Raw genomic sequence first — 13,659 nt, 5'->3', positions numbered from 1 at the left:
TCCTGCCTCCTTGCCCCCGCGCCCCGCGTCCCGCGCCCCGCGTCCCGCGCCCCGCGTCCCGCGCCCCTGCCCGGTCGACCCCTCGCGTGCTGGGGAGGAGTTCTCACGCTCGGGCTGAGGAATCCGGCAGAATCCTCAGCCCGAACGTGAGATCTCCTCCCGTCGTGCGAATCGCAGTCTTCCTCCACAGAGCCGGAAGTCCAGCATCTGTCCCCAGATCGTGGGTTCGGCGCCCAGCGCGGCCAGCACGGATGCCGCAGATGGGCATGATCGACGAATGGATCCGGTCGCCGCACTCATGAAGCGCGACGGCGTCGCGCGTGTCGAGACTCTCCGCCGCGACGGCGTCGCGGTGTATGCCCTGCGTCGCGCTCGTGAGCGCGGCGAGATCGTCTCGGTGCGACGCGGCTGGGTGGCCATGACGGATGCCGATCCGCTGCTCGTCGCGGCAGCCCGTCGTGGCGTGGTGCTCAGCTGTGTGACGCTCGCCGCGCGCAAGGGGCTGTGGGTCCTCGACTCCTCCGAGCCGCACGTGGCGGCGCCGCCCACTGCGGGCCACGTGAAGACGATGCGTGGGGTGATCCACTGGAGTGTTCCGCTCGTTCCCCGCGACGTCGAGACCTGCGAGGACTCGATGGAGAACGCGCTGGTCCTCATCTCCCGCTGTCAGCCCTACGAGAGCGCCCTCGCCACGTGGGAGTCGGCTCTACGCGCGCGGGTGGTCGATCCCGGCATCCTGGAGCGCTCACCGCTCCCGCCGTCAGCGAGGCGTCTGCTCGCCGACGCCCGGCCGTTCGCGGATGCCGGCACCGAGACGATCTTCCGCACGCGACTGCGGTGGCTGGACATCCCGATCACACCGCAGGTGTGGATACTCGGGCATCGAGTCGACTTCCTCCTCGGCGACCGACTCGTCATCCAGATCGACGGAGGTCATCACGTCGGAGCGCAACGCGCAAGCGACATCGCCCACGACGCCCTGCTGAAGCTCCACGGGTACCACGTCATCCGCATCGGATACGACCAGCTCCTGAACCGCTGGGCCGAGGTGCAGCGGATGATTCTCGCCGCGATCGGTCAGCGCCTGCACCTCGCAGCCTGAGCGGGCCCCCTCCGGCGATGCCCCGCGGCGCTCCTTCGCATGCTGAACGCACTCACGGGAGGAGTTCTCACGCTCGGGCTGAGGAATCCGGCAGAATCCTCAGCCCGAGCGTGAGATCTCCTCCCGTCGTGCGATCCACGCAGCGCCCCGGAAACCTGCCCTGACCTGCCCTGCCCTGCCCTGCCCGTCACGCGGCGTGCGACACGGCCCAGTCGAGGGCGTCGTCGGCGATCTCCTCCCAGCCGTCCTGGCTGACGAGTCGGTGCGTGCGTCCCGCGTACTCCCGGTACTCGACGACGGCGGGGCTGCCCGACGAGTGGTACTTCTTGACGAGAGCGCGCCCGATGGCCGGCGGCACGACGTGGTCGATCTCGCCGGTGATGACGAGCAGCGGGGCGCGGTCGGCGCGGGCGTAGTCGACGTGGGTGACGCCGCCCTTCTCGTTGAAGACCGAGCCGACTCCCTCGAAGAACACGCGGTTGTACGAGTTCACGGCGTACTCCTCCCACAGGGCGTCGGATGCCGTCCGCGAGAGGTCGTTGCCGAAGGTGAAGTGGAAGTGCCGCTTCGACAGCGGCTTGGCGCCGTTGATGCCGAAGGGGTTGGAGAGGATCGGGGTTCCCGTCCACAGCGTGGAGAGGGGGAGCGCGACGACGCCTGCCGTCTGTCCGGGGGCGACGCCGACGTAGGCGGCCCCGACGCCACGGTCGGCGAGCATCTGGGTGATGACCCCGCCGAAGGAGTGACCCATGATGATCGGCTTCACTGAGAGCGCGCGGATGATGCCCTCGTAGTGGTCGACGATCTTCTTCAGTCCGATGCCCTTCAGTGCGGAGGGGTCGCGCCGGATGTCTGCGACCGTGCGATCGTCGATGCCGGGCCACCCGGGGACGATCACCTCGTGTCCCCGTGCGCGGAACCGCTCCGCCCAGGTGTCCCAGCTCTTCGGCGTCATCCACAGGCCGTGGATCAGGACGATCGGCGTCTTCTCGGTGGTGCTCATGTCTTCTTCTCCTGGCTCGGGTCCCTCGCCTGCTGCGGGGGCTATGCTGATAGTAGACCGAACGTTCTATCTACTACAATCTATTCCCGATGTCGAGAAGTCGCCCGACGGATGCGACGATGAGGGAGGACCATCATGAACACCACTCCGAAGCGCCCGAGCCCCGCCCGCACCCGACTCATCGATGCGGCGACCCATCTCTTCTACGAGGAGGGCATCCATGCGGTCGGCGTCGACCGGATCATCGACGAGGCCCAGGTCACCAGAGCAACGCTCTACAAGCAGTTCGGCGGCAAGGAGAATCTCGTGCTCGCCTACCTGCGCAATGAGGACGAGCTGCTCAGGGGGATGTTCGCCGACGCGGGCGCCGCGGTGTCCGACCCCGACGAGCTGCTCGAGGCGGTGATCGCCGGCATCGCCGCCGACATCCGAGACCGCCACACCCGCGGGTGCCCGTTCATCAACGCGGCCGCCGAGTACCCGGATGCCGACGGCGCGGTGCGCGCGCTCATCGCCGAGCATCGGGAGTGGTTCCGCTCGACGCTGCAGAGCGTGGCGGAGGGGGCGGCGCTGGAGCGCCCGGCGGATGCCGCGGCATCCCTCGTCCTGCTGCGCGATGCGGCCCTGGTCGGAGGCTACCTCGATGGCGATGAACGCGTGAATCCGGCGTTCGAGCGCACGGCGCGGTCGGTCATCGCGGCTCACCGAGCCCGCTGAGCGTCGTGGCCATCACTGTTCGGGGCACGGTTGCGCCCCTCGAATCTGTGACTGAAGTGACAAATGTGACGCGACACGCCCTGAAAATGACCAAAACCCGCGAAATGACGCGGAAATGTCGGCTGTCGTTGATACATTCAAGGCGGTCACTCGACCAGGAGCATCCGCTCCGACTCACACAACGATGCGACGGGATCCTCGTCGCTGGAGGATGACATGGCTGACAAGTCCATCACCAAGACCGAGCTCGTCGCGAGCATCGCTTCCGCCACCGGCCAGAGCCAGGCCACCGTCTCGGGTGTCCTCGACGCGCTGTTCTCCTCGGTCTCCGACGCTGTTGCCAAGGGCAGCAAGGTCTCGATCCCGGGCTGGATCTCGTTCGAGCAGGTCGCGACCGCCGCTCGTACGGGCCGCAACCCGCAGACCGGCGCCGAGATCAAGATCCCGGCCGGCAAGCGCGTCAAGGTGACCGCTGGTTCCAAGCTCAAGGCAGCCGTCAAGTAAGACCGCTTCCTCACCGAAGGCCGCCGCCCCGCTCGGGGTGGCGGCCTTCGTGCGTCGGAGCCCCGCGCCGGTCGGGATGCCGCGCCGCGCGGCTTAGGCTGGAGGGGTGACTTCCCGCGCCGTGCAGCCCCCGACACTGTCGGCGTACCGTCTCGGCGGGGTCGGGCTGCTCCTCGCCGCGGGCGTCATCGCGGTGACCATCGCCCTCATGTACGGCGGGGGCGCTGAGCCTCTGCTCATCCGTGACCCGGGTCCGTTCGTGCGGTGGGCGCTCCCGCTGGTCAAGCTCGTCATGAACGTCGCGGCGGCGGCGATGCTCGGCTCCCTCGTCCTCGCGCTCTTCGCGCTGCGCAGCGGTGAGAAGTCCTTCGATACGGCGCTGAACATCTCCTCGATCGGCGCCGCCGTCTTCACGGTCACGGCGGGTATCACCGGCTTCCTCTCATTCATGAACGCCTTCGCGCCGAAGCTCAGCGCCGATGCGCAGTTCGGGGCGCAGCTCGGGAAGTTCCTCCTCGAGACCTCCCTCGGACAGTCCTGGCTGATCACGACCATCGTCGGTTCCGTCATCACGGTGCTCGCCTTCGCGTGGCGATCGTGGACGGCCACTCTGATCACGGCGCTACTGGCTGCGGCATCCTTCCTCCCGCTCGCGACCCAGGGGCACTCGGGCGATCTCGCCGGCCACAACATGGCGGTGAACTCGATCCTGCTGCACACCGTCGGCGCGGCGGTGTGGCTGGGCGGTCTGCTGCTGGTCATCCTGCTCCGCGGCCGGGGCGATGTTCCCGTCGCCGATCTGGTGCGGCGCTACTCGACCCTCGCGATCGCGGCGTTCGCGGTCGTCGCCGTCTCGGGCGTCACCCGGTCGATCGTCGCGCTCGGCGACTGGAGCGCGCTGTGGACGCCGTACGGCGGCATCCTGCTCGCCAAGGTCGTGCTGCTGTGCGCCATGGGCCTGCTCGGCGCCTGGTACCGGGTGCGGCTGATCCCCAAGCTCGAGGGTCCGCGTGCCGCCGGCTGGTTCTGGATGCTCGTGATGTGCGAGATCGCGCTGATGGGGCTCGCCTCAGGAGCGGCGGCCGCACTGGCGCGCACGCCTCCGCCGGTGGGAGACGAGGCGCCCTTCGTGCGCACGCCCGCGCAGAACCTGACCGGCTCCGAGCTTCCGCCCGAGTTCACCATCGACCGCTGGTTCACGCAGTGGGACATCGACATCCTGTGGCTGGTGGCCGCCGGGTTCGGGCTCTTCTTCTACCTCGCGGGCGTGCGTCGTCTGCGCCTGCGCGGCGACCGCTGGCCGATCCACCGGACGGTGTTCTGGGTGCTGGGTCTGCTGATGCTGGTCTGGGTCACCGGCGGTCCGATCAACGCGTATCAGGAGTACCTGTTCAGCGTGCACATGCTCGGACACATGATGCTGTCCATGGCGATCCCCCTGCTGCTCGTCGCCGGTGCTCCGGTCACGCTGGCGCTGCGCGCGATCCACAAGCGCGACGACGGCACCCGCGGCGGTCGCGAGTGGATCATGTGGGCCGTGCACTCGCCGTTCGCCCGCGTCGTGACCCACCCGTTCGTCGCGGCGGCGATCTTCATCCTGTCGCTGTGGGCGTTCTACTTCACCGATCTGGTGCGCTGGTCGATGTACGAACACCTGGGCCACGAGTGGATGACGATCCACTTCCTGATCTCGGGCTACCTCTTCGTGATGAGCCTGATCGGCGCCGATCCGGTGCCGTACCGCCTCCCGTACCCCGGTCGCCTGATCACTCTGATCGCCGTCATGGCCATGCACGCGTTCTTCGGCATCGCCATGATGATGCAGGAGGGCCTGATCGTCGCCGACTGGTTCGGTTCGATGGGCCGCGCCTGGGGCCCAGACCCGATGCAGGATCAGTACATCGGCGGCGGCATCGCCTGGTCGATCGGCGAGATCCCCACGCTGATCCTCGCGATCACGGTCGCGATCCAGTGGAGCCGCAGCGACACCAAGCTGCAGAAGCGGCGCGATCGGCACGCGGACCGCACGGGGGATGCCGAACTCGAGGAGTACAACGCCAAGCTCGCCGCCCTCGCCGACCGCGACCGGCGTCAGGCCGAGCGCGAGGCCCGCTAGGCCCTGAGCTTTCCGGCTCCTCAGCGTGCCGGCATCGCCTGTTCGGGAGGAGAACTCGCGTTCGGGAGGAGGTTCGGGCTGAGATCCTCAGCCCGAACGGGATATCTCCTCCCGAACGGCGGGGCCGAACTCAGGCACCGAGCACGAGAACCCGAACGCGAATCGCGGGAGTGCGGAGCGGATGCGCGGACTCGGAGGTCGCTCCTCCGAGGGTGGGATCACTCCTGCGGAACCTCGCCGGGGGAGCCGACGCGGATCGACGCCGACCCGTCGGGGAGGATCGTGATGGTCCCGTTGACCTGGAACGGGACGTCTTCGGAGACCTCCTCCACGCTCCCGTCGAACAGCGACTTGATGCCGACGTCGACGTGGGCGACGGCATCCGTCGGCGGGATCTGCCACTGACCTCCGTCGGGCACGACGGTGATCTTCGGCTGCGTCGCGATCGACCACACCGGCAGGGAGGAGAGGCGGTTGCGCACCTCGAGCCCGAACGGGCATGCGGTCGGCTGCAGCACCTGCTGGGTGGTGCACTCGGTGAGGAACTCCTCGACGCGCTGCTGCACGACGCCGATGAACTCGTCGGTAGGCGTCGTCTGCACGGAGACGGGGGTCGTGGCCAGCGGGGAGTCGGCGAGCACGCCCACGCCCTTCGAGGTGGAGATGGCCGTGTCGACCGTGATCGAGTAGAGCCCCGGAGTGAAGACGAGCATCGGCAGCGGATCCAGGGGTCGGGCTTCCGCCCCCGCGGCGGAGATCTGCCGACGGTCGACCTCGAACCCGTTGACCGCGTACTGGTCGGCGCCGCTCAGCGTGAGGTCGACGACGGCCAGGGGACTCGTCGCGAACCGCCAGTTCGGGGTGACTCCGGCCCACCCGTCCTGTGTCACCAGGAAGGTCGTCTTGCCCTCGTGCCCACCAGCCCGGTACGACACCGTGACGGCGGTGCCGTCGTCATCTGCCGGCTTCTCCGACACGACCTCGACATTCGTGAGGGCGGCGAGGGCGGTGGGCCGGAGCATCGCCTCCGAGGGCGTGCCGGTGATGCCGGCCTTCTCCAGCGTCGCGCGATCGAGGGCGACCCCGGGGACGTGCAGAGCATCGGCCGCCCGACCGCTGGAGAGGAGATCGAGATAGCGCACGACGAAAGCGGACGGACCGTAGTACGACGTGTAGAGCACGGATGCTCCCGCCCCGATGGCGGCGAGCAGCATCGCGCCGACCAGGGCCAGCAGCGCCAGGTCGACGCCGAGACGGGATCGCCGAGGCGTCGTCGTCTCCACCTGATCCATGCCGTCAGTCTAGAAGCGCGTCCTGAGATGACGCCGAGCGTGACGCCGTGAGGCGCGCGCGGGCACGTAGCATGGTGAGCGCCAGCATCCGTTCTTCTGCCGTGAGTGAGCCGTGTCCCTACCCGCCCTGTCCGAGGAGCAGCAAGAGCTGTTCCAGCTCATCGAGGACACCGGCGAGCACGTGTTCATCACCGGTCGCGCCGGCACCGGAAAGTCCACGCTGCTGCAGTACTTCGCGTGGAACACGAAGAAGCAGATCGCGATCTGCGCGCCCACCGGAGTCGCGGCGCTCAACGTCGAGGGGCAGACGATCCACTCGCTGTTCCGGCTGCCGATCGGTCTGATCGGCGACTCCGACATCGACCAGAACGACAACACGCGCCGCATCCTCAATGCCATCGAGACGCTCGTGATCGACGAGATCTCGATGGTCAACGCCGACCTGATGGATGCCATCGACCGGTCCCTGCGTCAGGCGCGCGGACGCCGAGGCGAGCCGTTCGGCGGCGTGCAGGTCGTCATGTTCGGCGACCCGTACCAGCTCGCCCCCGTGCCCCCGCGCGGCGACGAGGCCCGCTACGTGCAGGATCACTACCGCTCGTTCTGGTTCTTCGACGCCAAGGTCTGGGCCGGCGGATCCGGCGGCATCGGGTCGTCCGACCAGCAGGGGCTCTTCGAGGTCGACACCCGCGCCGAACTGCACGTGCGGGAACTGGTGCAGATCCACCGCCAGTCCGACGACGGCTTCAAGGCGATGCTGAACGCCGTGCGCTACGGACGGGTGACCGCCGAGATCGCGGGAGTGCTCAACGCCCAGGGCGCACGCACACCCCCCGACCCCGAGCCGGGGGAGGTGCCGATGATCACCCTCGCCACGCGCAACGACATCGTGAACAGCATCAACAGCCGGCACCTCGCCGCGCTGCCCGGCAAGGAGCAGACGGCCCGCGCCGAGGTCAGCGGAGACTTCGGACGCGGCGAGGCGGCGCTCCCCGCGGAGTCGGAGCTGAAGCTCAAGGTCGGCGCTCAGGTCATGTTCCTGCGCAACGACACCGCGATGTCGGGAGAGCCGCCGCGATGGGTGAACGGCACGATCGGCACCGTCATCCGCATCCTCGGTGAGAAGGTGCGCGTCGAGATCGACGGCGAAGAGGTCGACGTCGAACCCGCCGTCTGGGAACGGTTCCGGTACTCGTACGAGCCGACGACGAAGAAGCTCACGCGCGACGTCGTGGCCGAGTTCACGCAGTTCCCGCTCCGACTCGCGTGGGCGGTCACGATCCACAAGTCGCAGGGCAAGACTTACGACCGGGCGATCATCGACCTCGGCTCCGGGGCGTTCGCGCCGGGGCAGACCTACGTCGCGCTGAGCCGGCTCACGTCCCTCGAGGGGCTGTATCTGTCGCGGGACCTGCGTCCGCGTGACATCAGGGTCGATGAGGACGTGCGACGCTTCATGCGCGAGGCGTGGGAGGCGCGGTCGACGCCGGAGCTGCCGAGAGCCTGAGCGCACCGCCCCGGTCGTTGAGCGACGCTTCGACTCGCTCAGCGCGAGTCTCCGCGAGGCGAAACGCCCCATCGGACGCGTGGCGGCAGTCGTGCGTTCCTCGCCGCGTTTCGTCTCGGTCGCTGCGCTCCCTCGCTCAACGGCCGGGTGGGTCGTCGAGCGAGCGTGCCTTGCCGGCCGTTGAGCGAGCGGAGCGAGACGAAACGGTGCGTCAGGCGGCGGCGCGCGCCCTGTCGAGGTCTTCGAAGAGCTCGGTGTTGAAACGGTAGGCGAGCAGCACCTCGTCGATCACGCGCTCGCGCTCGGCCTCGTCCCACGGAGCGGAGTCGAGCTGCTCGCGGTAGACGTCCTTGAACGCCGACGGGTCTGCGATGTCGTCGAACAGGTAGAAGCCGATGCCGTTGGTCTCGAACCCGAAACGGCGGGCCATCACGCGGCCGATGAAGATGCCGCCCGACAGGTCGCCGAGGTAGCGCGTGTAGTGGTGGGCGACGAAGCCGCCGGCCCACGTCGCACCGACCTGGCGGATGCGGTCGACGTAGCGCTGCGTGGTCGGCAGCGCCGTGATCCGCTCACGCCAGTCGGCGCCGATCAGGAACTCCAGGTCGGCCTCGAGGGCGGGCAGGCGCGTGAGCTTGTCGCTGAGGAAGACGGAGGCGATGGGGTCCTGGCGCATCCGCTCACCCGCGCTCTCCAGAGCCTCGTAGATGAAGTAGTGCTGCGCGACGAGGGAGATGTAGTCCTCGCGCGACCCTTCGCCCTTCAGCAGGTCGGACATGAAGCCCGCGCCCTCGCTCTGGGAGTGCGATCCGGACGAGCGCTCGCGGAGCGCGGCGGAGAAGGAGAGGATCTCGGACATGCGTCCAGTGTAAGGGTTGCCTTACCCGTCCGCCATGTCGAGGGCGAACGCCGCCTCAGGCGTGCGGGCGGGGCTCGACGTCGAGCCGCTCGCAGGCGAGGTCGTAAAGCGCCACGACCTCGCGGCGGACCGCTGGTCGCTCGGTGATCGGTCGACCAGGCCAGGGGACGCGGAGCTCGGATGCCTCACCGTCGCGCGTGATCGACCACAGGCCGCCGTCCCCGTCGAACCCGGTCATGACGGCATCCGTGATCTCGCCCCGGCCTTCGGGTGCGAAGGCTCGGGCGATGAGCAGGTTGTCGTCCACGTGGTCGCCGTTCATGTGGCGGAGAACGGCGGAGACGATGTCGGCGTCGAAGGCGAAGGTCACGAATCCACCCTAAACGCCCGTACAGTGCGGGTTCTCAGCATCCGCGTTCTAGACTCGGGGAACACGTCTTCCGGGGGTCTTTTCCACATGCAGCTTCTCTCGTCGCGCCGGGTGCGCGCAGCCGTCGCGAGCGTCGTGGTGCTCGGGCTCTTCCTGACCGGGTGCACTGCAGACAAGACGTTCACGTACACGCCCCCTGAGCAGGTCGACGGCAGCCTTCCCGACGACACGGTCGCGGCGATGCAGGATGCCGTGTCGAACGCGCTCACGGCCTCCGGCGCCTCCGGGGCCGTCGTGGGCGTCTGGGTGCCCTGGAGCGGCACCTGGGTGACCGGCCTCGGAACGCAGGAACCCGGAGCGGGCGCGGAGATCAGCACCGACATGTCCTTCCGCATCGGAGACGTGACGCGACTCATGACGTGCGACGTGCTGTACGCGCTCGCCGGACACGACGTGCTCAAGCTCGATGCGCCGGTGACGGACTACGTCTCCGGTGTCGCGGGCCTCCAGGACATCACCCTCCTCGATCTCTGCAACGGCACGAGCGGACTCGGCTCCTCCGAGCCGACGGTGAAGTCCTCCTGGCTCAACACCCCGGGCCGCGAGTGGGCTCCGCTCGAGCTCGCCTCGTACGGGCTCGGCCAGGCGCGTACCCCCGCGCACACCGCATACCGCGACTCGGATGCCGGCTATCTTCTTCTCGGCCTCGCGCTCGAGCGCGCATCGAGCCTCAGCGCGTCGGAGCTGATCGCCAAGTACGTCACCACCCCGCTCGGCCTGAGCGGCACGTCCCTTCCCGCCGCGCCCGCGGCCGCACCGTCGACGGGGCCGGTCATGAACGGCCACTACCTGTCTGCGGTCGAAGGCGGCTACAACTGCGCGGCTCCCGTCGACATCACGAAGCTGTCGTCCAGCGCCGGGTTCACCGACTCGGGCGTCGTGTCGACCATCGAGGACCTCGGGCGCTATGTGCAGGCCGAGGCGGCGCAGAAGCTGCGGACCAAGAAGAAGCCCGAGCGCTTCAGCGCGCCGCTGCCCGCCTACGACGGTGCTCCCTCGTGGCTGCAGGCGACGGGCGGCGGCAACCTCGTGGGCTCCATGATCGGCCAGCAGGGATGGACTCCCGGCTATGCCACCGCCGCGTACTCCGACCCGGCGACCGGCTTCACCGTCGCGGTCGTGCTGAACGACTCGACGGGTAGCGGAATCTTCGCCTCGTACCTGGCGTGGGAGCTCGCGGCGATCGCCTCCAAGGCTCCTGCGGCGTCGGGCCAGACGGCCCCCGAGTTCGGTCTGCCGTTCACGGCTGAGCAGTACCATCAGGCGATCACGGATGCCGCGCTCGTCTGCGTCGAGCAGCCGGCCGCCTAGCACCGGAGCGGGGCCGCGATGACGATCATCGACAACGCGATCTACGTCGACGGGGTGCGCTCCGAGAACCCGAAGAGTCTCAGCGAGACGTTCGAGCGGATGCGGGAACGCGGCGGCATGGGCTGGATCGGCCTGTATCGGCCCAGCGAGGAGGAGATCCGCGCCGTCGCCGACGAGTTCGGCATCCACGCCCTGGTGGTCGAGGACGCCCTCGCCGGACATCAGCGCTCGAAGCTGGAGCGGTACGGCGACATCCTCTTCATGGTGCTGCGCCCCGCGCGCTACCTCGACGACGTCGAGGAGGTCGAGTTCGGCGAGGTGCACATCATCCTCGGTCCCGATTTCGTCGTCACGATCCGGCACGCCGAGTCGCCGGACCTCGGGCGGGTGCGCCGCCGGCTCGAAGGCGACCCCGCTCTGCTGAAGCACGGACCCGAGGCGGTGCTCTATGCGATCCTCGACGAGGTGGTCGACGAGTACGCCCCCGTGCTCGCCGGACTCGAGAACGACATCGACGAGATCGAGAGCCAGCTGTTCGTCGAGGACTCCGACGCGACCCAGCGCATCTACGAGCTGAGCCGAGAGGTCATCGACTTCCAGCGCGCGACGCAGCCGCTGGCGGGGATGCTGGAGGGGCTGCTGCGCGGCTCGGAGAAGTACGCGGTCGACGAGGAGCTGCAGACCTATCTGCGCGACGTGCTCGACCATGCTCTGCGGATCGCCGACAGGGCCACCACCTTCCGCACGCTGCTCGACAACGCGCTCACCGTGGAGTCGACGATCGTGGCCCGTCGTCAGAACGCGGAGATGCAGCGGATGACGGAGCTGAGCATCCGCCAGAACGACGAGGTCAAGAAGATCTCGGGCTGGGCGGCGATCCTGTTCGCGCCCACGCTCGTCGCCGGGGTCTACGGCATGAACTTCCACAACATGCCGGAGCTGAGCTGGGTGTTCGGCTACCCGATGGCGATCGGGTTGATGATCGCGATGGGCTACGGACTGTACTTCGTGTTCAAGAAGAAGGGGTGGCTGTAGGCCCTCCGACGCACGCTCGGCGTGTTCAGCCTATTCACAGGATCGCCGCGCGGCATCCTCTCCCTTCGGTGGACGACCCGATATTCTCGGTGACGCTATGGAGGGTGCGTCGGCCGGAGTGCGCGGGCGGTCGAAGTGCTCACCGCATTCCAATCTCAAGAAAAGAGCACTCTCATGACCGGGACAGCACGCAAGGCGCTCGCTGAAGCGATCGCCACATTCCTCTTCGTCCTCAGCATCATCGGCGCGGTGAACAGCGGCAGCCCGCTGACGCCGCTCGCGATCGGCCTCGCCCTCGCGGTCCTCGTCTTCTCGACGGGCCACATCTCGGGCGCGCACCTGAACCCGGCCGTGTCGGTCGGCGTCTTCCTGCGCGGTGGACTCAGCGCCGGCGACCTCGTCGCGTACATCGTGGCGCAGTTCGTCGGTGGCGCTGCCGCCGCCCTCGTCAGCTTCGCCGTGTGGCCGGCCGCCGAGAAGGCGACCGAGATCGAGGTCGGCCCCGCTTTCCTCGTCGAGGCGCTCTTCACCCTCGCCCTCGTCTGGGTCGTCCTGAACGTCGCGACGTCGAAGGACACCGACGGAAACTCCTTCTACGGTCTCGCGATCGGTGGCACCGTCTTCGTCGGCGCCGTCGCGGTCGGCGGCATCTCGGGCGGCGGCTTCAATCCCGCCGTCGCGCTCGGCCTGTCGATCAGCGGCCAGTTCGCATGGAGCAACCTGTGGCTCTACATCGTGGCCCCGATCGTCGGCGCCGCGATCGCCGCGGTCCTGTTCCGCGTGCTCAACAGCGACGACGCCAAGAAGATCGGCGCCTGACCTCAGCTGCACCCGAATGCCGCGCCCTCCCGGGCGCGGCATTCCTGCGTTCGGGGTGCGTGTGGGGCGGGTGCGTGGCGCTGGGCATCCGTTCGGGAGGAGTTCGCGCGTTCGGGAGGAGTTCGCGCGTTCGGGAGGAGCTTTCCGCGGCATCGGTCCTCCCGAACGTGAGATCTCCTCCCGAACGTGAGTTCTCCTCCCGGGCATGAGCGGGGTGCCCGAGGCGTGTCGCGGAGTCCTCCTCGAGGGGGATGCCGGAGGCGGCGGGTGGGCTCTAGCCTGAGGCCATGCTGATCGTCGAGGAGCTCCACCTGCTGCTGCTGCGCCCGGACGGGCGGGTCGAGAGTGCGGTGAGCGTGCACCGCCTGTACGGGGAGATCGCCGCCGTCATCGTGGATCTCGCGCTGCACGGACGCGTCAGGATCGCCGAAGGCAAGAACCCGGTGCTGGAGATCGTGTCCGCCGAGCCCACGGGCAACCCGGTGCTGGACGTCGCTCTCGCGAAGCTCGTTCCGCTGCACGGCAAGAAGGTGCAGTCGCTCGTGATGCGCTCCGGCCTCGATCCGCTCGAGTCCGTCGTCGAGTCGCTGGTCGTGCAGGGCGTGCTCGTGCGCGGTGAGCGCGGCTTCTTCGGCTGGGGCTCGGAGCGCACGCCCGAGTCCGATCCGGGGCCGGAGCGACTGCTCCGCTCGCGCTTGGCCGCGGTCCTGGCGGGTCACGTCCCGCCGACCGCCGCCGACCAGGCCCTGCTCTCCATCCTGCAGGGGCTGGGGGCAGCGCATGCTCTCCTGCGCGAGGAGTCCGCCGGAATGTCGGCCGGTGAGCTGAAGAAGAGGATCGGGGCGCTCGCGGAGGATTCGGCCGCCGGAGACGCCGTCGCGAAAGCGGTGAGCACCGCGGTGAGCGCCGCGCTCATGGCGGCGATGACGCCGGTCATCGTGGCGGCGACCATCACCTGAGGTTC

General features: G+C 68.6%; 13 protein-coding genes. 9 read left to right on the top strand and 4 right to left on the bottom strand.

The genetic code is table 11. From position 1 onward, the window contains the following. Positions 1-277: 277 nt before the first annotated feature. The gene (locus ACFY5A_RS04340) at positions 278-1,102 is read left to right on the top strand and encodes a DUF559 domain-containing protein (RefSeq protein ID WP_341940949.1); all 825 of its coding nucleotides are present in this window, start codon (positions 278-280) and stop codon (positions 1,100-1,102) included. 187 nt (positions 1,103-1,289) lie between these two features. Here ACFY5A_RS04340 and ACFY5A_RS04335 read toward each other — a convergent pair whose 3' ends face one another. After that, positions 1,290-2,105 (bottom strand): alpha/beta hydrolase, encoded by an 816-nt coding sequence (locus ACFY5A_RS04335; protein ID WP_341940950.1) that lies wholly within the window; start codon positions 2,103-2,105, stop codon positions 1,290-1,292. Positions 2,106-2,240: 135 nt separating this feature from the next. On the opposite strand from ACFY5A_RS04335, the gene ACFY5A_RS04330 reads away from it, so the two are divergent. The 3 genes from ACFY5A_RS04330 to ACFY5A_RS04320 all read left to right on the top strand — a co-directional run bounded on the left by ACFY5A_RS04330 (position 2,241) and on the right by ACFY5A_RS04320 (position 5,442). After that, positions 2,241-2,822, top strand: a complete 582-nt coding sequence (locus tag ACFY5A_RS04330; protein ID WP_105677500.1) for a TetR/AcrR family transcriptional regulator — start codon at positions 2,241-2,243, stop codon at positions 2,820-2,822. A 216-nt stretch (positions 2,823-3,038) separates the two neighbouring features. Then, a complete protein-coding gene (locus tag ACFY5A_RS04325) occupies positions 3,039-3,326 on the top strand; it encodes an HU family DNA-binding protein (protein ID WP_050724056.1) in 288 nt (95 codons plus the stop codon). A gap of 208 nt (positions 3,327-3,534) precedes the next feature. After that, entirely contained in the window at positions 3,535-5,442 is a 1,908-nt protein-coding gene (locus ACFY5A_RS04320; RefSeq protein WP_105677505.1) for a cytochrome c oxidase assembly protein, read from the top strand. 218 nt (positions 5,443-5,660) lie between these two features. On the opposite strand, the gene ACFY5A_RS04315 is transcribed toward ACFY5A_RS04320, so the two are convergent. Continuing rightward, entirely contained in the window at positions 5,661-6,734 is a 1,074-nt protein-coding gene (locus tag ACFY5A_RS04315; RefSeq protein ID WP_341940951.1) for a hypothetical protein, read from the bottom strand. A 112-nt stretch (positions 6,735-6,846) separates the two neighbouring features. On the opposite strand from ACFY5A_RS04315, the gene ACFY5A_RS04310 reads away from it, so the two are divergent. After that, a complete protein-coding gene (locus tag ACFY5A_RS04310; protein ID WP_105677497.1) occupies positions 6,847-8,241 on the top strand; it encodes an ATP-dependent RecD-like DNA helicase in 1,395 nt (464 codons plus the stop codon). A 211-nt stretch (positions 8,242-8,452) separates the two neighbouring features. Here the strand turns inward: ACFY5A_RS04310 and ACFY5A_RS04305 are convergent, their stop codons facing one another. Both ACFY5A_RS04305 and ACFY5A_RS04300 read right to left on the bottom strand, forming a co-directional pair. Continuing rightward, positions 8,453-9,100: a heme oxygenase (biliverdin-producing) gene (locus ACFY5A_RS04305; RefSeq protein WP_105677032.1), complete on the bottom strand. Its 648-nt coding sequence runs from the start codon at positions 9,098-9,100 to the stop codon at positions 8,453-8,455. A gap of 55 nt (positions 9,101-9,155) precedes the next feature. Continuing rightward, positions 9,156-9,470, bottom strand: coding sequence for a DUF2470 domain-containing protein (locus ACFY5A_RS04300; protein ID WP_387232002.1), 315 nt, complete (start codon positions 9,468-9,470; stop codon positions 9,156-9,158). 87 nt (positions 9,471-9,557) lie between these two features. Between ACFY5A_RS04300 and ACFY5A_RS04295 the strand changes: the two genes are divergently transcribed. The 4 genes from ACFY5A_RS04295 to ACFY5A_RS04280 all read left to right on the top strand — a co-directional run bounded on the left by ACFY5A_RS04295 (position 9,558) and on the right by ACFY5A_RS04280 (position 13,654). Next, complete coding sequence (locus ACFY5A_RS04295; RefSeq protein ID WP_387232000.1) at positions 9,558-10,841, top strand: serine hydrolase domain-containing protein; 1,284 nt, start codon at positions 9,558-9,560, stop codon at positions 10,839-10,841. Positions 10,842-10,859: 18 nt separating this feature from the next. After that, positions 10,860-11,876 carry a magnesium/cobalt transporter CorA gene (gene corA / locus ACFY5A_RS04290; RefSeq protein ID WP_341940955.1) on the top strand — a complete coding sequence of 339 codons (1,017 nt, stop codon included), beginning with the start codon at positions 10,860-10,862 and terminating at the stop codon, positions 11,874-11,876. Positions 11,877-12,050: 174 nt separating this feature from the next. Further along, entirely contained in the window at positions 12,051-12,695 is a 645-nt protein-coding gene (locus ACFY5A_RS04285; protein ID WP_386949897.1) for an MIP/aquaporin family protein, read from the top strand. 287 nt (positions 12,696-12,982) lie between these two features. Further along, entirely contained in the window at positions 12,983-13,654 is a 672-nt protein-coding gene (locus ACFY5A_RS04280) for a GPP34 family phosphoprotein (protein ID WP_341940957.1), read from the top strand. Positions 13,655-13,659 lie beyond the last annotated feature (5 nt).

Source organism: Microbacterium sp. NPDC012755 (assembly GCF_042901325.1).
Classification (GTDB): domain Bacteria; phylum Actinomycetota; class Actinomycetes; order Actinomycetales; family Microbacteriaceae; genus Microbacterium; species Microbacterium natoriense.
Note: the sequence above shows the minus strand (reverse complement) of the source record. Positions and strands in the feature narration are given on the sequence as shown.